Origin of the sequence: Streptomyces sp. NPDC093600 (assembly GCF_044764755.1) — a bacterium.
Taxonomy (GTDB): domain Bacteria; phylum Actinomycetota; class Actinomycetes; order Streptomycetales; family Streptomycetaceae; genus Streptomyces.
Window position 1 is genome coordinate 83,527 of sequence record NZ_JBIWIU010000014.1, and the last position, 19,073, is coordinate 102,599.

14 protein-coding genes are annotated in these 19,073 nt (G+C 71.2%); 3 read left to right on the top strand and 11 right to left on the bottom strand.

Annotation, left to right across the window (positions count from 1 at the left end):
• Positions 1-21 precede the first annotated feature (21 nt).
• The 4 genes from ACIRB4_RS27785 to ACIRB4_RS27800 all read right to left on the bottom strand — a co-directional run bounded on the left by ACIRB4_RS27785 (position 22) and on the right by ACIRB4_RS27800 (position 5,255).
• Positions 22-1,761 carry a DUF4153 domain-containing protein gene (locus ACIRB4_RS27785; RefSeq protein ID WP_403294937.1) on the bottom strand — a complete coding sequence of 580 codons (1,740 nt, stop codon included), beginning with the start codon at positions 1,759-1,761 and terminating at the stop codon, positions 22-24.
• A gap of 265 nt (positions 1,762-2,026) precedes the next feature.
• Complete coding sequence (locus ACIRB4_RS27790; protein ID WP_403294938.1) at positions 2,027-2,938, bottom strand: ADP-ribosylglycohydrolase family protein; 912 nt, start codon at positions 2,936-2,938, stop codon at positions 2,027-2,029.
• A complete protein-coding gene (locus tag ACIRB4_RS27795) occupies positions 2,928-3,611 on the bottom strand; it encodes a histidine phosphatase family protein (RefSeq protein ID WP_403294939.1) in 684 nt (227 codons plus the stop codon). The genes ACIRB4_RS27790 and ACIRB4_RS27795 overlap by 11 nt, the downstream gene beginning before the upstream one ends.
• Positions 3,612-3,644: 33 nt before the next feature.
• Positions 3,645-5,255, bottom strand: a complete 1,611-nt coding sequence (locus tag ACIRB4_RS27800; protein ID WP_403294940.1) for an ABC-F family ATP-binding cassette domain-containing protein — start codon at positions 5,253-5,255, stop codon at positions 3,645-3,647.
• 130 nt (positions 5,256-5,385) lie between these two features.
• Here ACIRB4_RS27800 and ACIRB4_RS27805 point away from each other — a divergent pair, with 130 nt between their 5' ends.
• Complete coding sequence (locus ACIRB4_RS27805) at positions 5,386-6,078, top strand: TetR/AcrR family transcriptional regulator C-terminal ligand-binding domain-containing protein (protein WP_403294942.1); 693 nt, start codon at positions 5,386-5,388, stop codon at positions 6,076-6,078.
• A 33-nt stretch (positions 6,079-6,111) separates the two neighbouring features.
• On the opposite strand, the gene ACIRB4_RS27810 is transcribed toward ACIRB4_RS27805, so the two are convergent.
• Positions 6,112-6,717, bottom strand: a complete 606-nt coding sequence (locus ACIRB4_RS27810; protein WP_403294943.1) for a YdbC family protein — start codon at positions 6,715-6,717, stop codon at positions 6,112-6,114.
• A 186-nt stretch (positions 6,718-6,903) separates the two neighbouring features.
• Between ACIRB4_RS27810 and ACIRB4_RS27815 the strand changes: the two genes are divergently transcribed.
• On the top strand, positions 6,904-7,434 hold the full coding sequence (locus ACIRB4_RS27815) for a TerD family protein (RefSeq protein WP_403294998.1): 531 nt from the start codon (positions 6,904-6,906) through the stop codon (positions 7,432-7,434).
• 131 nt (positions 7,435-7,565) lie between these two features.
• Here ACIRB4_RS27815 and ACIRB4_RS27820 read toward each other — a convergent pair whose 3' ends face one another.
• Together ACIRB4_RS27820 and nrdR are read right to left on the bottom strand one after the other, a co-directional pair.
• Positions 7,566-10,469, bottom strand: a complete 2,904-nt coding sequence (locus ACIRB4_RS27820) for a vitamin B12-dependent ribonucleotide reductase (RefSeq protein ID WP_403294944.1) — start codon at positions 10,467-10,469, stop codon at positions 7,566-7,568.
• Between the two features lie 158 nt (positions 10,470-10,627).
• Positions 10,628-11,140: a transcriptional regulator NrdR gene (gene nrdR, locus ACIRB4_RS27825; protein ID WP_403294945.1), complete on the bottom strand. Its 513-nt coding sequence runs from the start codon at positions 11,138-11,140 to the stop codon at positions 10,628-10,630.
• Between the two features lie 478 nt (positions 11,141-11,618).
• Here nrdR and lexA point away from each other — a divergent pair, with 478 nt between their 5' ends.
• Positions 11,619-12,410, top strand: coding sequence for a transcriptional repressor LexA (gene lexA, locus ACIRB4_RS27830; RefSeq protein WP_356892707.1), 792 nt, complete (start codon positions 11,619-11,621; stop codon positions 12,408-12,410).
• Positions 12,411-12,537: 127 nt separating this feature from the next.
• Here lexA and ACIRB4_RS27835 read toward each other — a convergent pair whose 3' ends face one another.
• The 4 genes from ACIRB4_RS27835 to ACIRB4_RS27850 all read right to left on the bottom strand — a co-directional run bounded on the left by ACIRB4_RS27835 (position 12,538) and on the right by ACIRB4_RS27850 (position 19,049).
• Positions 12,538-14,511, bottom strand: a complete 1,974-nt coding sequence (locus ACIRB4_RS27835; protein ID WP_403294946.1) for an ATP-dependent DNA helicase — start codon at positions 14,509-14,511, stop codon at positions 12,538-12,540.
• A 37-nt stretch (positions 14,512-14,548) separates the two neighbouring features.
• Positions 14,549-16,345 carry an IucA/IucC family protein gene (locus tag ACIRB4_RS27840; RefSeq protein WP_403294947.1) on the bottom strand — a complete coding sequence of 599 codons (1,797 nt, stop codon included), beginning with the start codon at positions 16,343-16,345 and terminating at the stop codon, positions 14,549-14,551.
• A 61-nt stretch (positions 16,346-16,406) separates the two neighbouring features.
• On the bottom strand, positions 16,407-17,141 hold the full coding sequence (locus tag ACIRB4_RS27845; RefSeq protein WP_403294948.1) for a GNAT family N-acetyltransferase: 735 nt from the start codon (positions 17,139-17,141) through the stop codon (positions 16,407-16,409).
• A gap of 42 nt (positions 17,142-17,183) precedes the next feature.
• Entirely contained in the window at positions 17,184-19,049 is a 1,866-nt protein-coding gene (locus ACIRB4_RS27850) for an IucA/IucC family protein (RefSeq protein ID WP_403294949.1), read from the bottom strand.
• Positions 19,050-19,073: the final 24 nt, after the last annotated feature.

The following is a 19,073-nucleotide window of genomic DNA, read 5'->3' on the forward strand; positions in this document are numbered from 1 at the left end:
ATCGACGGCGCCGGACCTGAATCAAGGGGCGCCGTGCGGAATGTCGTCACCGTACGTATCGCCGTCACCGTCCGGGTCGTAGTCCTCTTCCCGGCTCGGCTGCCCGCAGGCCTCGGGCGAGCGTGTGAGGGGACGGTCCGCGAGGATCGCGCGGGCCCTCCTCTCCGACCAACTGGTGGCGTACCAACTGCCGTCGTCCGCACGGAGCCGGGCGTCGATGTCCAGCAGCGCGCAGGAGCGCTGCGGTTCGGGAAGCCGGTCGAGCACGGGCACCGCGTCGGCCGAGAGGCCTTCGAGATAGCGCAGATCGATCTTGCCCAGCTCGGCGTACCGTTCGACGTTGCGCTCGGCGATCAGGGCGTCGGGCGACACCAGGCCGAAGGTGAGGACCGCGGCGGCGGCGCTGACGGCCAGCGCCCGAGGCAGCAGGCGGGCGCCGAACACTCCGGCGGCCATGATCAGCAGGATGACCACGCCCAGCCAGATCTCCATCGCGGTGACGGACAGGCGCAGGCGGGTGAGGCCGTAGGCGTCGATGTACAGGTCCATCCTGCGCAGCGCGGAGGCGACCACGACGAGCGTCAGCACGCACAGGGTGCCGAGCACGGCGCGGACGAGCGTCCGGTCGCGGGTGTCGGAGCGCGGCGCCCATCGCAGGGCGAGGCCGATCACCAGGAGGGTCAGCAGGGTGGCCATGAGCAGCTGCCAGAAGCCCTGGCGGGCGTACTCGGAGTAGGTCAGCCCGGTCTCGCTGAGCACCTTGTCGTATCCGCCGAAGAGGACGGCGAGTTGGACGGCGTTGAAAGCGGCGAAGAGAAGGTTCAGGACGACGAGCGGAAGCGCCCACTCCATTCGGGCGCGCGCCCGTCCGGGGCGGACGACCACGCGGTCCCAGCGCAGGGGCGCGGCGGCGGTGCGGGCGAGGGAGATCGCTCCGAACAGACCGAGCAGCAGGAACGAGAGCCGCCAGGGCGCCTGGGCGAGCGAGACGTCGGGCGTCAGTGAGCCGAGGAGATCGGCGAAGGCCGCGTCGGCGCCGGCGAACAGCGCGCCGAAGACGACGAGCAGCAGGACGGCCACGCCGACCGTGCGCACGATCGGTCCGAGGCGGCCACGGGAACCGTCCGCGCGATCGCGCAGCCCCCGCAGCACCCAGGTGGTGCCGGAGCCCAGGGAGTCGATCAGTCCGACGGGCCCGAGCAGCATGCTGGGCCAGCCCCTCCCCCCGTGCAGCGCGAAGGCGGTGAGCACCAGCGCGGACACGATGGCCAGGAACGTCGGCCATCCCGCGTCGAGGAGCGCGGGTACGGCGAGGAGGGCCAGCCCTCCGACGGCCCACACGAGGGTCCAGGGCCGCAGTCGGCGGCCGGCGTGGCGGGCGGCGAAGGAGGCGGCGAGGATCGCCGGAACGGCCACGATGATCAGATTCAGGCCGATTCCGTCACCGAGCAGCAGGGCGCTGAGCAGTGCGGTGGCCAGGATCGCCCAGAGCGTGGGGGCGGTCACCCTCGCCGGTGGGTCCGGACGGAGCCGGGTGAGCCGGCTCTCGCGCGGAGGCATCGGAGGCCCCCACGGCTGATGCGGCGGCCTCGGTCCGCCCGGCGCACCGGCCACGGCTCGCTGCTGCGACGCGCGCGCCCCGGGCGGCGGCCGATGCGCCCACGGTGCGGGTGCGCTCGGCCCTCCGGCCGATGCGCCGACGGGCGACTTCGGCTCGGCCGGTTCTCTGTTCTTCGATGGTTGTTCAGGTGTGTCGGACACGGGACCCCCTCCCGACCCGGCCCGCGCAGGCCATGGTTGGCGGAAGGCTGCGGTCCGGGTGTCTCGTCTGCGCGCTCTGTCATGATCAGCGCTTTCGGAGTGGTCGACTCTAACCGCGCTCCGGGAGATCCAACCGGAGCGGACGGCGCTGTGGCAGGACCGTGACACTCCACTTCGGACAAGCGGGACGATCGGCGCTTACGAGGGAGCCGTGCCGGAGCGTCGCGTCGGCGAGTCGCGTCGGCGAGTCGCGTCGGGCTCCGCGTCATGGGCGGACCGTGGCCGGTAGCCAGTCCGGCAGCTCCTCGGTCTGCTCCAGCCAGGCGGCCGGCGGCGCGCCCGCCGCCGTCGAGGCGGCCACTCCACCGGCGATCGCGCAGGTGGTGTCGACGTCGCCGCCCGCCTGCGCCGTCGTCCAGAACACCTGCTCGTAGTCGCCCAGGGCTCGGGCGGCCGACCAGAGCGCGAACGGAACCGTGTCGTGGGCGCTGGTGCGACGCCCGCAGCCGAGCACCGCCGCCACCGTGCCCGCGTCGCCGTAGTCGAGCATGTCCCGGGCCCGCCGCAGACCGGCGCCGACGGCGCTGCGCGGTACGAGGGCGATGACTCCGTCGAGCAGGTCGGTGGGTGTCGGCGGACCGGCCGGATCGGCGGCGAGGGCCGCGGCGGCCGCCACAGCCATGGCTCCGACGACGGCTTCCCGGTGCTGGTGCGTGGTGTACGCGGAGATCTCGGCCTGGTGGGTGGCCTGTTCCGGGTCGTCGGCGTACCAGGCGCCGAGCGGGGCGATCCGCATGGCGGCTCCGTTGCCCCACGATCCCTGGCCCTTGAAGAGGGCCGAGGCCAGCTCCCGCCAGTCGCCGCCCTCCCGGACGAGCCGCAGCATCCGGTCGACCGTGGCGCCGTAGCCTCGGTCGACGCCGTGGTGCTCGGCGAACGACTGAGCGAGGGCGTCCTGATCGATCCGGCCGTGCCGGGCGAGCACGGTGAGGACCGAGCAGGCCATCTCGGTGTCGTCGGTCCACTGCCAGGGACCGGCCGGCACCTCGCGTCGTCTCAGCAGCGGATAGTTGGCGGGGACGAAGAACTGGGAGCCCAGGGCGTCTCCCACGGTCAGCCCACGGAGGCTGGCCAGGGCGCGGTCGAAGCGCCGGTCGAGAGAGAAGTCAGCGGTCATCGCTCTGCCACTCTATCCCGGTGTGGCCGTACGGCTCCGGCGTACGCCAGCGCTGGAACGGGCGGTCCAGGGTGTATCTGCCGTCCTCCCCCAGCAGCAGCGTCCTCGTCTCGGCGTTGCCCGGATTGGACAGCGACTCGAAGTCGGCGACCGTCCAGTGGAACCAGCGCATGCAGAACAGGCGCATGGTCAGCCCGTGCGTGACCAGCAGCACGTTCGGCGGATGGTCCGGCGCCTCGAAGCTGCGGTGGAGGCTTTCGAGGAACGCGCCGACCCTGTCGTACACATCGGCCCCCGACTCGCCCTGCGCGAAGCGGTAGAAGAAGTGCCCGTACGCGTCGCGGTACGCCTTCTGCAGCCGGACGTCCTCCCGGTCCTGCCAGTTCCCCCAGTCCTGTTCCCGCAGGCGCGGCTCCTCCCGCACCCGGACCCGTCCGGGATCGAGCCGGAACGCCTGGAACGTCTCGTGCGTACGGCGGTACGGCGAGACGTACACGCTGACCCGTTCCTCTCCGAAGAGCTCCCGGAGCCGGGCCCCCGTCGCCTCCGCCTGCCGCCGACCGGTCTCGGTGAGCCTGAGCGCGTGGTCGGGCTCCCGTTCGTACACGGTGTCATCGGCATTGCCCTCGGACTCTCCGTGCCGTACGAGAACGATGCGCCGCGGTCGTGCCATGCAACGACCCTAGATCGCCCGGTCGGGACAGGCTCAGTCGCGTAGACGCCCGGAGTCCATCCGGCGTATCCGGCCGGTGAAGCGGCGGCGCAGCTGCCGGTCGTGGGAGACGACGACCAACGCGCCGGGCCACCGCTCCCACGCCTCCTCCAGCTCCTCGACGAGGCCGAGTGCCAGGTGGTTGGCCGGCTCGTCGAGCAGCAGGAGGTCGGCGGGACCGACCAGAAGACGGGCGAGGGCCAGGCGCCGACGCTGGCCGGCCGAGAGGCTCCCGACCGCGACCCTGAGGTCGGCCGGGCGGAACAGCCCGAACGAGAGGAGCAGCTCCTCCCGTTCGTCCTGGGCGAGGGCGAGTCCCCGTCCGAAGGCGTCGAGCAGCGGCACCGCGGGGCGGTCGACCGGTATCTCCTGGGCCAGGAACCCGATGCGCCCCGCGCGGCGGACCTCCCCCGCGTCCGGCTCGACTAGACCCGCGGCGACGCGCAGCAGGGTGGACTTGCCCGCGCCGTTGTCACCATGGATCAGCAGCTTCTCGCCCGCCCGGACCGTGAGGTCGTCGACGGCCAGCCGGTCCGCGACGCGGACACCGGTCAGGGTGACCAGGTCTCCCCGGGCGCCTCCGGCGACCGGCCGGGCGGCGAAGGTGAGCGGCCTCGGAGGCCTGGCGACGGGGTCGGCCCGGAGCCGGCGCAGCCGCTCCTGCGCGTTGCGCACGCGTCCCGCGACGGATGCCTGGACCCGTCCGCCCGCGCGGTCGTAGGCCATCTTGTTGTTGTCCTTCATGGCGCGGCCGACGGCGACCCCGTGGGCGGTGGTCGCGGCGAAGACCTCGAGCCGCTCCGTCTCCTCGCGCCACTCCTCGTACGCCTGCTCCCAGCGCCGCCGTGCGGCCGCGCGTTCGGCCCGGAATCCGGCGTACCCGTCTCCGTACCGGACGACGGTGTGCCGGTCGGCGTCGACCTCCAGGACCGCGGTGGCCACACGCTCCAGGAAGACCCGGTCGTGGGAGACGGCCACGACGGTGCCGTGGTGGGCGAGGAGGGCTCCTTCCAGCCAGTCGAGGGCCCGGGCGTCGAGGTGGTTGGTCGGTTCGTCCAGGAAGAGGACCTCGGGCGCGGCGGCGACCGCGCAGGCGATACCGAGCCGGGCCTGTTCGCCGCTCGAGAGGCTGCCGAGCCGCCGCTCCCGTCCGACCCCGGCGAGCCCGAGGCCGTGCATCGCCTTGTCGATACGAGCGTCCGCCTCGTACCCGCCCCGCAGTTGGAACGCGGTGAGCAGGTCGCCGTACTCGTCGAGAAGACTCCTTTCCGCCGTGGCGAGCTCGGCTTCGAACCTTCGGAGCCGCGCCTCCATGGCGCGAAGATCGGTCAGAGCGTCGTCGATCGCGTCGGCGACGGTGTGGTGGGCAGGCAGTCGGGGAGTCTGCGCGACCACACCCGTACCGCCGTGGGTCATGGTGACGGCCTCACCCTCGTCGGGTGCGTCGAGCCCGGCGAGGATGCGCAGCAGCGTGGACTTGCCCGCGCCGTTCTCCCCGACGACCCCGATCCGCTCTCCGGGGCGCACGGTGAGCGAGACCTGGTCGAACAGCAGCCGCTCACCTCGGGACACGGTCACGTCGCGCAGAGAGATCTGTGTGGGCAAGGGCGCCTCCAACAGCGGAAACAGCGATTCGGACAGCAGGACAGGGAACAACCGACTCGATAAATGCAACTCCAGTCGCGTTACGGCGAGTGTGGCACACTCGATCCCACTAACGCAACGGGAGTAGCAATTGAATGATTCGATCGAAGGGAACCCGGCGCCCCCGCCCGGCAGCCGCCGCCCGGGGGGCCGCACCGCGAGGACGCGCGCCGCGGTCCGCGACGCCGTGCTGACGGGGTTGGCGGAGCACGGCTATCCGGCGCTCACCGTCGAGTACGTGGCGGAGCACTCCGGTGTGCACAAGACGACGCTGTACCGCCGTTGGGGCGGCCTCGAAGGGCTGGTGGCGGACGCCCTCGATCTCGCGGGCGAGGACGGCTGGGCCCCGCCGGACACCGGTAGCCTCGACGGCGATCTCCGGGCGCTGGCCCGCGAGGTGGCCGACTCCTTCGCCGACCCGGTGGCGGCCGCGGCTCCGACCGCCTTCGTCGGCGCCGCCTTCCAGTCCGAGCGGGCCGCCGGCGCCCTGCGGGCCTTCTACGCCGAGCGTTTCGGTCGCTGCGAGATCGTCGTCACCCGCGCCGTGGCTCGCGGCGAGGCGCCCGCCGGCACGGACGCGGGCGCGGTCGTGCGCGCGGTCTCCGCGCCCCTCTTCCTGCGCCTCTTCGTCACCCGCGAGCCGGTCGACACGGCGGTCGCGGATCAGGCGGCCCGAGCGACGTCCGCGGCGGTCAGGGCAGGCGCCTTCACCGCGGACAGCGGCAAGGGCGGCAACAGCGGCAACCGCCGCAACGGCGAGGCAAAGCCCGAGACCGCCGACTGACCGCGCCGCGCCGGTCACACCCCAGCACGCCGGTCACACCGTCCAGGACGGCTCGAGCTGCACCACGTCCCCCGCCAGCGCCGCCACATCGGCCTCCGTCTGGGCGCGCAGACCGAGCCGTTCGACGCGTTCCACCCGGTACTTCCCGTGCTCCGCGGCGGACCGCCACATCGACAGCACGAGGAACTCACACCCCGGCGCCTCGCCGAACACCCCGCGGAGCATGCCGGGAGAGCCGGCCATGGCCGGATTCCAGACCTTCTCCTGCATCAGCGCGAAGTGCTCGACCCGGTCCTCGTGAACGCGGCAGTGGGCGACCCGGGCCACGTCGGCGTCCGTGAACCGCGGCTCGAAACCCGTCTTGACGTCGAAGCGGTGGTCGAAGAGCTTGACCTGGGCATCCTTGAACGTGCCCGCCTGCGTGGCCGCGAGCCGGTCGTGCGACCGCGCCATGAACGAGTCGTAGAAGGCGCGGCTCTCCCAGAACGAGAAGACATGGGCGACATCGGGCCGCCCTCGGCTCCATCCTCCGCCCTGTCCCCGGAATCCCGGCTCACCCAGCAGCCCCGCCCATTTCCGCTGCCCCCGCTCGAACCCCCGACGGTCCACCACGGTGCAGCGAATCCACTTGACCAGCACCGCGCCATCGTACGGGCCCGGACATGGCCCCCGTCGGAGTACGGAGAAGTGCGGTCTCCGATCACCGCGGCCGCGTCCGTGTCCACCACCGGCGAGGGGCCCGCGTGACACCATGGGCAAACCGCCCGTTACCACGGGCAGTTGACCAGACACGGCACGGCGACGCGTACGCGGAAAGGGGACATGGTGAGCGGTCTCAACAAGGGGGTCGGCAAGATCGAGGTGACGCTCAAGTGGGACCCCAGCCCGATGGGCGCCCCGGCGCACGACCTGGATCTGATCGCGGGGGTCTACACGGCGGACGATCCGTACGGATCGCCCGCCTATCTGGTGCACTTCGGGAGCCGCTCCCCCGACGGCACCATCACCCTCAACCGCGACAGCCGTACGGGGCAGGGCTTCGGCTACGACGAGGCGATGACCCTGGAGCTGGACCGCCTCGCCCCGCACTACGCGCGCGTGGTGGTGGGTGTGGCCATACAGCAGGGTGGCGGACGCCGGACGTTCGGCGACATCGACCACGCCGGCGTACGCGTGCGTGAGGGCTACACGGAACTCCTGGCCCACGACTTCACGACTCTGGCCGACGCCACGGCGGCGACGATCGTCGAGTTCAGCCGCGACGGAGACAGCGGCTGGTCCTACCGGGCGACACGGCGCGGCTTCGACTGCGACCCGCAGACCTTCACGACACTGATGGGCGCCCAGCACTCCTGAACCCTGCCGCCTCGGGCAGGACGCGAACAGTCTCGCGGGCAGGACGGCGGACACGAACGCCGAGGGCGGTGGCGCCGGGAAACCGGCACCACCGCCCTCACACGATCTTCACCCCCGAGGGGCGAGCGCGATCAGCTGCAACCGCTGGTCGAGCCGCAGCCCTCGCAGATGTAGCAGGAGCCCGCTCGCTGCATCTTCGTACCGCAGGAGAAGCACAGCGGCGCGTCGGCGCTGATGCCCAGCTGCATCTCGACGAGCTCCGCCGAGGTGTGCGCCTGCTTCGGTGCGGGGACCTCGGTCTTCGGGGCCTGGGCGACGGCCTTCAGGGGCTCCGTCTGGGTCTCCGTCTGGCGAGGGGCGGACTGGGCCAGGCCCTCGACGTCCACCTCGTCGTCGGCGGGCTCGTAGGAACCCGTCTCCAGGTGGCGCTGACGCTCCTCGGCCGAGTGGATGCCGAGCGCGGAGCGCGTCTCGAAGGGCAGGAAGTCCAGCGCCAGGCGGCGGAAGATGTAGTCGACGATCGACTGCGCCATCCGCACGTCCGGGTCGTCCGTCATACCGGCCGGCTCGAAGCGCATGTTGGTGAACTTGGAGACGTACGTCTCCAGGGGCACGCCGTACTGCAGACCGACGGAGACGGCGATGGAGAAGGCGTCCATCATGCCCGCGAGCGTCGAACCCTGCTTGGACATCTTCAGGAAGACCTCGCCCAGACCGTCGTCCGGGTAGGAGTTGGCGGTCATGTACCCCTCGGCGCCACCGACCGTGAAGGAGGTGGTGATCCCGGGGCGGCCCTTGGGCAGACGCTTGCGGACCGGACGGTACTCGACGACCTTCTCGACCGCCGCGCGGATCGTCTCCTCGGCCTTCTCGGTGACCTCGACCTTCTCCGCCTCCTTCTTCTTGGCGGAGAGCGGCTGGCCGACCTTGCAGTTGTCGCGGTAGATCGCGAGCGCCTTGACGCCCATCTTCCACGCCTCGAAGTAGACCTCCTCGACGTCCTCGACGGTGGCCGTCTCCGGCAGGTTCACCGTCTTGGAGAGGGCGCCGGAGATCCACGGCTGGATGGCGGCCATCATGCGGACGTGGCCCATCGCGGAGATGGAACGCTCGCCCATGGCGCAGTCGAAGACCTCGTAGTGCTCGGTCTTCAGACCGGGCGCGTCGATCACGTTGCCGTGCTCGGCGATGTGGGCGACGATCGCCTCGATCTGCTCCTCCTGGTAGCCCAGGCGGCGCAGGGCCTGCGGGACGGTGCCGTTGACGATCTGCATCGAGCCGCCGCCGACCAGCTTTTTGAACTTGACCAGGGCGAGGTCGGGCTCAAGGCCGGTGGTGTCGCAGGACATCGCGAGACCGATGGTGCCGGTCGGGGCGATGACCGAGGCCTGGGCGTTGCGGAAGCCGTTCTTGGCGCCGAGACGGATCACGTCCTGCCAGGCCTCCGTGGCGGCGGCCCAGATCGGCGAGTCGAGGTCGTCCATGCGGACGGCCGTGGTGTTGGCGTCCGCGTGCTGCTTCATGACGCGCTGGTGCGGCTCGGCGTTGCGGGCGTAGCCGTCGTACGGGCCGACGACCGCGGCGAGCTCGGCGGAGCGCTTGTACGACGTACCGGTCATCAGCGAGGTGATGGCGCCGGCCAGCGCGCGGCCGCCGTCGGAGTCGTACGCGTGGCCGGTGGCCATCAGCAGGGCGCCGAGGTTGGCGTAGCCGATGCCCAGCTGGCGGAAGGCGCGGGTGTTCTCACCGATCTTCTGCGTCGGGAAGTCGGCGAAGCAGATGGAGATGTCCATCGCGGTGATGACCAGCTCGACGACCTTGGCGAAGCGCTCGGACTCGAACGACTGGTTGCCCTTGCCGTCGTCCTTGAGGAACTTCATCAGGTTCAGCGAGGCGAGGTTGCAGGACGTGTTGTCCAGGTGCATGTACTCGCTGCAGGGGTTCGAGCCGTTGATACGGCCGGACTCCGGGCAGGTGTGCCAGCGGTTGATCGTGTCGTCGTACTGGATGCCCGGGTCGGCGCAGGCCCACGCGGCCTCGGCCATCTTGCGGAACAGCGACTTGGCCTCGACCTCCTCGATGACCTCGCCGGTCATACGGGACGTGAGGCCGAACTTGCCACCCTGCTCGACCGCCTTCATGAACGTGTCGTTCACGCGGACGGAGTTGTTGGCGTTCTGGTACTGGACGGACGTGATGTCGTCGCCGCCCAGGTCCATGTCGAAGCCCGCGTCACGCAGGGCGCGGATCTTCTCCTCCTCCTTGACCTTGGTCTCGATGAAGTCCTCGATGTCGGGGTGGTCGACGTCGAGGATGACCATCTTGGCCGCGCGGCGGGTGGCGCCACCCGACTTGATCGTTCCCGCGGAGGCGTCGGCGCCGCGCATGAAGGAGACCGGTCCGGAGGCGTTGCCGCCGGAGGAGAGCAGCTCCTTGGAGGAGCGGATACGGGAGAGGTTCAGGCCGGCGCCGGAGCCGCCCTTGAAGATCATGCCCTCTTCCTTGTACCAGTCGAGGATCGACTCCATGGAGTCGTCGACGGACAGGATGAAGCAGGCGGAGACCTGCTGGGGCTGCGGCGTGCCGACGTTGAACCAGACCGGCGAGTTGAAGCTGAAGATCTGGTGCAGGAGGGCGTAGGCCAGCTCGTGCTCGAAGATCTCGGCGTCGGCGGGCGAGGCGAAGTAGCCGTACTCCTCGCCGGCCTTCCGGTAGGTCTTCACGATCCGGTCGATGAGCTGCTTGAGACCGGTCTCGCGCTGCGGGGTGCCGACGGCCCCGCGGAAGTACTTGCTGGTGACGATGTTGACCGCGTTCACCGACCAGAAGTCGGGGAACTCGACGCCACGCTGCTCGAAGTTGACCGAGCCGTCGCGCCAGTTGGTCATGACGACGTCACGACGCTCCCAGACCACCTCGTCGTACGGATGCACTCCGGGGGTGGTGTGGATGCGCTCGATACGCAGGCCCTTGCTCGCCTTGGCTCCCTTGGCGCGGGAACCTCGTGCTGCCGGACCGCTCGCCGTCTCTGTCATGCCGCCTCCCATATACGGGCAAAACACCCTGAAGTGCCCAGATAGTCCCGGGGCACCGTCTTCTTGTCTGCTGCCACGAGCACCGCGCAGGCGCGCGTGGCACGTCTTTTCGGCCGCTCGGCGACCGGTCTCGCCGGACCCTCGGTCCGGCCCGCCGGTCAGTCGGCGGCGGTGGCGGGAACGGGGACCCCGGGGGTCGCTCCGGTCCCGCGCTCCACTGCGGGAGGCCGCTGCCCGCGGAGTTCCGCGATGGCGGCCTCGAAGTCGTCGAGGCTGTCGAAAGCCTTGTAAACGGATGCGAAGCGCAGGTACGCGACGAGGTCGAGCTCCTGCAACGGGCCGAGGATGGCCAGACCCACGTCGTGGGTGGTCAGCTCGGCGCTCCCGGTGGCGCGCACCGCCTCCTCGACCCGCTGGCCGAGCTTGGCGAGGGCGTCCTCGGTCACGGGCCGTCCCTGGCATGCCTTGCGGACGCCGGAGATGACCTTGGTACGACTGAAGGGTTCCGTCACGCCCGACCGCTTGATCACCATCAGCGAGGCGGTCTCCACCGTCGTGAAACGACGGGAGCAGTCGGGGCACTGACGGCGGCGGCGGATCGACGTGCCGTCGTCGGTGGTGCGACTGTCGACGACACGGCTGTCGGGGTGCCTGCAGAAGGGGCAATGCATGGTTCCGACCCTCCCTCACAGCACGACTGAATAGCTCCGCCGGGCCCGTCAAGGCCCCTTCGAAGCGACCACCAGCATAGGCGATGCGTACGGTCCCGACCGACCGGGGACCACAACTTCTAGGTGACTGATGCCATGCAACCACTAGATCTGGTGGCGAAGCGCATTTTCGGCGCGTTGCGCGTGTCGCGCGACGCGGGCGCCCGCGGTCGACGACGAGAGTACGGGAAGAGCGCGGCGCCGCCGCTTCGGGGTCCCCGGGTGCCACACTGGAGAGGCGACCCGCCGCCCTGCGGTACGGCGGGGAAGGTTACCGTGATGACCGCATTCCACTGCGGTCCGGGCCTGCCTATACACCCACCTGCACGAACACGTAAGGCAATCTGCGAATTTTCACTCGAACGTGTGTTTGGCGCAACCTTTCGAAAGCCACTACCGTTGTGCCAGCCAGGGAGACCATTCGAGAGGGGCCGACGACGTGACCACCACCGCAGACAGTGCCACCATCACAGCCCAGGACCGCTCCCAGGGCCGATTCGAGCCGGTGCATGCCATGAATGACACAGTCATGAACGGGGACGGGGAGCCCGGCCGGCCCGCGCGCTCGTTGCCCGGACGCCCCCCAGGGATCAGGGCCGACAGCTCCGGCCTCACGGACCGGCAGCGGAGGGTCATCGAGGTCATCCGGGACTCGGTCCAGCGGCGCGGGTACCCGCCGTCGATGCGCGAGATCGGCCAGGCCGTGGGTCTCTCCAGCACGTCCTCGGTGGCGCACCAGCTGATGGCCCTGGAGCGCAAGGGCTTCCTCCGTCGCGACCCGCACCGCCCTCGGGCGTACGAGGTGCGCGGCTCCGACCAGCCCAGCACGCAGCCGACCGACACCACCGGCAAGCCGGCCGCCTCGTACGTCCCCCTGGTCGGACGGATCGCCGCCGGCGGTCCGATCCTCGCCGAGGAGTCGGTCGAGGACGTCTTCCCGCTGCCCCGGCAGCTGGTCGGCGACGGCGAGCTGTTCGTCCTGAAGGTCGTCGGTGACTCGATGATCGAGGCCGCGATCTGTGACGGCGACTGGGTCACGGTGCGCCGCCAGCCCGTCGCCGAGAACGGCGACATCGTCGCCGCGATGCTCGACGGCGAAGCCACGGTCAAGCGCTTCAAGCGCGAGGACGGCCATGTCTGGCTGCTGCCGCACAACGCGGCATACCAGCCGATCCCCGGCGACGAGGCCACCATCCTCGGCAAGGTCGTCGCGGTACTCCGGCGGGTGTGACGCCACCTCGCCGGCTCCGACCGGGCCCCGGGACCCACTGCGCCGGTCCCGGGGCCTGCTGCTGTGTCTCCTGCCCGCCGAGGGGGCGGGGCTTCCTGTCTCCTGCCCTGCCCCCCTTGCGGGGCTCTCAGGCTCCCGCCGCCGTGGACGCCGCGTCGATCGCCGCGAGCGACTTGCGCACCTGGTTACGGTCCGTGGTGTACCAGAAGTCGGGCATCGACGCCTTCAGATAGCTGCCGTAGCGCGCCGTGGCCAGCCGCGGATCCAGGACTGCGACGACGCCGCGGTCGCCCGTGGCCCGGACCAGCCGGCCGGCGCCCTGGGCCATCAGAAGGGCCGCGTGCGTGGCCGCGACGGCCATGAAGCCGTTGCCGCCCGCTTCCTCGACCGCCTTCTGCCGCGCGCTCATCAGCGGGTCGTCCGGACGCGGGAAGGGGATCTTGTCCATCACCACGAGCTGACAGCTGGCACCCGGCACATCCACCCCCTGCCACAACGAGAGCGTGCCGAAGAGACAGGTCTTCGGATCGGCCGAGAAGTTCTTGATCAGCTCTCCGAGGGTGTCCTCGCCCTGGAGCAGGATCGGGAACTCGGGGATGCGGGTGCGCAGCTCCTCCGCCGCGAGCTGAGCCGCCCGCATCGAGGAGAACAGACCGAGGGTGCGGCCGCCCGCCGCCTGCATCAGCTCGGTCAGCTCGTCCAGCATGTCGCCGCGGTCGCCGTCACGCGCGGGCCGGGAGAGGTGCTTGGCGACATAGAGGATCCCCTGCCTGGGGTAGTCGAAGGGCGAGCCGACGTCGATGCCCTTCCACACCGGGATGTCGTCGCCCTCGGTGCCCTCCGGTGCCAGCCCCAGCGAGGCTCCCACCCCGTTGAAGTCACCCCCGAGCTTGAGGGTGGCCGAGGTGAGCACCACGGACCGGTCCGCGAAGAGCTTCTCCCGCAGCAGCCCGGAGACGGAGAGCGGGGCGACCCGCACCGAGGCGCCGAAACGATCGTGGCGTTCGTACCAGACGACGTCGTACTCGGACCCCTGGGTGATCCGCTCGGCCACGCCGTGGACCGACTCGACCGAGGCCATGGCCTGCCTGCGCACCGCGTCCTCGTCCTGGACCGACTTGTCCCGGGTGGACCCCAGGGCCGTGATCACCGCGCGAGCCGCGTCGCGCAGCGCCATCAGCGCATAGGAGAGGTCCTCCGGGATCTCCTCCAGGCGGCCCGGCAGGGCCAGCTCCATGACCCGCTCGAAGCCTTCGGCGGCGGTCTGCAGCTGATCGGCGATCTTCTCGTCGACCAGCTTCGCGCTCCGGCGTACGGCGCGGTTGACCTGGCCGGGGGTGAGCTCGCCGGTGGCGACGCCGGTGACACGGGAGACCAGCTCATGGGCCTCGTCCACGATCAGCACCTCGTGCTGGGGCAGGACGGGGGCGCCCTCGATCGCGTCGATGGCCAGCAGGGCGTGGTTGGTGACGACCACATCGGCGAGCTTGGCCCGCTCACGGGCCGCCTCGGCGAAGCACTCGGCGCCGTACGCGCACTTGCTCGCTCCCAGGCACTCGCGGGAGGAGACCGACACCTGGGACCACGCGCGATCGGAGACACCGGGCGTCAGATCGTCCCGGTCCCCCGTCTCCGTCTCGTCGGACCAGTCCCGCAGCCGCAGCAGATCCTGGCCGAGCTTGCTCGTCGGCGCGGCGGCCTCGAAGGGGTCGAAGAGCCCGTCCTCCTCGTCCTGCGGAACCCCCTCGTGCAGGCGGTGCAGACAGAGGTAGTTCGACCGCCCCTTGAGCATGGCGAACTCCGGGCGCCGGCGGAGCTGTGGATGCAGGGCGTCGACCGTACGGGGAAGGTCGCGCTCGACCAGCTGGCGCTGGAGCGCCAGCGTGGCGGTGGCCACCACCACGCGCTCCCCGTGCGCCAGTGCCGGGACCAGATAGCCGAGGGACTTTCCGGTGCCGGTGCCGGCCTGGACGAGGAGGTGGGCGCTGTCGTCGATGGCCTCGGCAACGGCCTCGGCCATGGCGACCTGGCCAGGCCGTTCCACACCGCCCACGGAGGAGACCGCGGCGTGGAGGAGATCGGGGAGGGATGGCTTCGTCATAGCGCTTCCACCCTACGGCGCGGGACTGACAGCCGGATCACGCGAGGGGATTCGGGACGGTTCCGTGGACAGCCGCGTGCGGCCGCGCGGGGCGGTCGCGGTAGCCGTCCAGGTGCAGACGGTTGCGGTTGAGACAGAGACGCTCGATCCGGGGGGTGAGGAGATCGAAGAGCTCGAACCGTTCCTTCAGCTCCGGGAAGCGCGTCTGGTGACGGACGATCTCGGCGCGGACCAGGGCCCAGAAATCCTTCTCCGGTAACCCGAGTTGTTCCTCGCAGAGCGGCGCCAGGTAGCGGAAGACTCCCACGAAGAGCCCTGAATGGATGAACTGCGTGAGGAAGGCCGGCTCTTCCGTGAGCAGCACGGCGCGGACGTCGTCCGGCATGGTGTCGTGCTCGGGGAGCGGCCGGGCGCTGATGTTGACGTCGTCGACGAAGTCCTTGATCGCCAGCCGCACGGGGACGTCCCGGTCGTCGTAGACGACGATGGCGTTCTCGCCGTGCGGGGAGAACACGGTGCCGTACCGGTAGAGGAAGCGCAGCAGCGGGGGCAGCAGCGCCCGGAAGAGGTGCTGGAGCCAGACGGCGGGGGCGAGGCCGGACCGTTCGACGAGCTCGGCGACGAAGGCGCGGCCGTCCGGATCGGTGTGCAGGAGTGCGGCGAGGGTACGGGCGCGCTCACCGGGCGGCAGCCGCAGCGGTTCCCGCCAGATCGCGCCGAGGAGTTCCTTGTACTGGTACGGGACCTCGGGCAGCCGGTCGTAGAGGGGGTGCTGGACGGTGACCGAGGCGACCTCACCGAGGAGGATCACGCCGCACTCGTCGCGCAGGAAGGGGTCGGCGTCGCGCAGGCCGTGGACCCAGGAGGTGACGGCCGGGGCGGCGAGGGTGCGCTCCGTGGGCAGTCCCCGCCAGACGAGGGTGTTGAGGACGGAGAGCGGGAGTTTGACGGTGTGCCGGTCGGACCGGCTGGTGTTGAGGAAGGTGCGGATGGACTGCTGCGGCAGCCGCAGATCGCCGTCGGTCCGGTGGAGCGGGACGATGGCCCCGGCGGCGACGGCGGGTGCGTAGAGCGGGAGCAGGATCTCGTCCCACTGCCAGGGGTGCACGGGCAGCAGGAGGTACGTCGCCGGATCGAGGCCGCGGCCGCGCAGCTGCGCGTCGAAGGCTTCGCGGACCTCGGTGTCGAGCTCGCGTGCGTAGAGCCGGTCGGCGGTTTCCAGCCCCGGCACTCCCCGGTAGGCGGCGAGGTCGGTGCTGACGGCGATCCAGGGGAGGTGGACGGCGCGGCGGGCCTCGGGGGCCCAGCGGGCGGTGTCGGAGGCGGAGAAGCCGATGCGGCCCTTGTTGAGGACGAGCCAGGGGTGGCCGGTCTGGTGGCCTTCGAGTTCGGCGTATCCGAGGTCGGCGAGCCGGTCGGCGGTGAGCGCCGTGTGGTGGAGACGGGCGTCGGCGGCGAGGGTGGTGGTGAGTTCCCGGATGAGATGGCCGAGGGTGGCGCCGTCGATGCCGAGGAGCCGGCGGGCCCGGACCAGGAAGTCGAGGGGGTCGGTCAGCGGTCTGCCGTCGAGGGTGATCGAGTCCGGTGCGACGCGCCAGCTGCCGTACGCGCCGCGGCGGGCGGAGAAGGTGAGCGCCGCACCGTCGTCGAGGCGCAGGGCGTACCGGTCGGCGCCGCCCGGACCGTCGGTGGGGACCGGTTCGATGATCTCCTCATAGGCGAACTCGCCGAGGGTCTTGGCGAGAAGGTGCGAGCACGCCCGGGTCCAGGCGGCGGGGGTGAGCTCGGCGGGTGAGAGCAGTGCGGAGTCATGGGTGGCTGGGGACGACGGCACGGGGACTCCTCTGGGTGGGAACCGCTGTGGGCGGAGCGGGGTATGTACGGCGAAGGGGCGTTCACAGGAGGTGACGGAGGACGCGGTCGCGGACCATGAGGGCGGCTCGCTTCTCGGGGAGGTCGACTTCCGCGGAGAACCGGAAGCCGGCGCTCAGGAAGGCGGAGACGGACGGGGTGTTGCGCAGGTCGGGTTCGGCGATGACGCGGGTGCATCGGGGGCGGTGGTCGAGGACGAGATCGGCGACGGCTCGCAGGAGGGCCGTGCCGACGCCACGGCCGCGGTCGGCGACGCTGCCGATGAGGAGATGGACGCCGGTGTCGTGGGGGCGTGCCGGGTAGTGCCGGGCGAGGGGGTCGAGGTCGGCGCGGTAGAGCTCGAAGTAGCTCATGGGGGTGGCGTCGAGGACTCCCAGGCAGGGCACGCTGCGGCCGTCGCCTTCGAGTTGGGCGCGGAGGTGGCCGGCGGTCACGGTCTCCGGTCCGGACAGCTCCCAGAACGCGGCGACGGCCGGGTCGTTCATCCAGCGGCTGATGAGCGTGAGGTCCCGTCCGATCCGTACGGGGACGAGCTGGAACGTGCCGACGGGGGTGGTGGCCGGGCCCCAGCCGGCGACGGAGTCGAGCAGATCGCCGTCGGTCGTCTCCGTGGGCTCGTCGACCGAGAACAGGGCGACGAGTTCGTCGGGGAGGCGCAGGTCCACCGTGTCCTCGCCGGCCGTGCCGGCGTCGGTGTCGGCGCTCGCGTCGGTGTCCGTGCCGGCGTCGGTGTCGGTGCTCGCGTCGGTGGGAGGCACGGTGGCGCTCTCCTCTCGGAAGTGCGGTCGGATCGTGGTCTCTCAGGGACGGAGGGGGTTGGTGACGGTGACGTAGACGGACTGGGTGTCGACGGGTCCGACGAGTTCGTCCAGGCCGTGCAGGCGGGTGAGGAGGTTCGCCTTGCAGCGCAGGGTCGCGGCCTCCAGAAGCCGGTGGGGCAGCGGTGAGCCGAGGCTGATGGCGGAGGTGAGGAACTGGCGGAAGCCGGCGAGCAGGACGCGTTCGTCGGCGAGGCGTTGGGAGCCGAAGGCCCCGATGAGGCCGAGGACGTTGTTGATGCCGAGGTAGTAGGCGAAGCGCTCGTCGGTGACCTGGTCGGAGACGAAGGTGTCGCTGACCGTGCCGATGCCGGGCAGGCGCTTGTCGAGTTCCTCGCGGTGCGACTCGCGGAAGTAGTAGCCCTGGTTGTCGCGGTAGCGGCCGCCGACGGGCCAGCCTTCCGGGTCGAGGAGTACCAGGGTGTTCTGCTGGTGGGCCTCCAGGGCGACTCCGGCGGCGCCGTCGAGCCAGAGCACGGGGCGGACGACGTGGTCGAGGTAGCGCAGGAACCACTCGGCGGCGACGGCCGTGGTGGGGCGGCCGGTGCGGGCGGCGAGACGGGTGACGATCTCGGTGAGGCGGGAGCGCATCCGGGTGGTGCCGGGCCAGGGCCGTGGGGCGGTCAGGGCGGCGATGCAGACGGCGTCGTCTGCTGCGGCGAAGGGGTTGTGGCGGACCATGACGTCGAGTCCGGGCACGGGGTCGCCGTCGGGGGTGTCGACCGCGAGCCAGGCGGGGTCGCGGACGATGTCGAATCCGGGGTGCGCGGCCTGCCACTGGTCGACGAGGCCGGTGCGCAGGAGGCGGTGGACCTCCACGCCGCGGTGGAGCTCCTTGCGGAGGTTCTCGCGGCGGGAGTTGGTGATGCGGACGCCGAGGGAGAGCTTGAGCATGGCCCGGGCACCGGGGCGGTGCACGGTGCGGACGGAGGAGGTGGGGTGCCAGGCGGCGCCGTGGGGGCCGAGGTCGTGGAGGAGACCCGCGTCGAGAAGGGGGGCGACGGTGGGGCGGTGGAGCAGTTCGCGGGCCTGCCAGGGGTGGAGGGGCAGCGGCACGGTGCCGGCGGGCAGGGTGAGGCCCTCGGCCAGTGCGGTGGCGAGCTGTTCGGCGGTGACCGGGCGCCCCTGCTCGGTCCAGGCGGAGTCGGAGGCGAGGACGGTGCGGTCGACGGCCATCCAGTGCAGGGGGAAGGAGCCGTGCAACTCCGGTGAGTAGAGACGGACCTCTGCCTCGGAGAGTCCTTCGCGGCTCTTCGGGGTGGGATGGAGGGGGTGGCCGAGGAGCAGGGACTGCTCGGCGGTGAGGAAGAGGTCGGCGTCGGGGCGGGGGTTCGGGCGGCGGCGCCGGTCGGTGACGAATTCGGCGGTGCGGCGGGCGGAGTCGGCGACGCGGCCGACGAGTTCGGTGCCTTCCGGACGGCCGGTCTCGCGGCTGAGGAGGGCGGCGACGGTGACGGCGTCGGCCGCCGGTGCCGAGGTGGGGAGGCCTTCGAGGGCGGGGGCGCCGAAGCGGTGCCAACCGGTGGGTGACCAGTACAGGACGGGTACGAGGAGGGCGGTGCCGCTGGCTTCCAGGGGGATGCGGAGGGTGCCGGAGCCGGGGGCGGGGAGGTTCTTCTCCCGTACCCAGCAGCGCAGCAGGTTCTCGGTGGTCGCGATGTCGGCGGCGCGCTGCGGATCCGGGTCGTCGAGGTGGTCGTGGCCGGTCGCGGCGGAGGCGGGCAGGGGCGCGGCCTTGGCGTCGTACGGGCCGGAGGGCTGGCGGGGGACGGTGGCCGGCTCGACGGTGAGCGGGCCGGGGGCGGCGCTGCCGGTGTCGGACGCTTCGGAGGAGGGGGTGGCGTTCACGGGGGGGGCTTCCTTGTGAGGGGT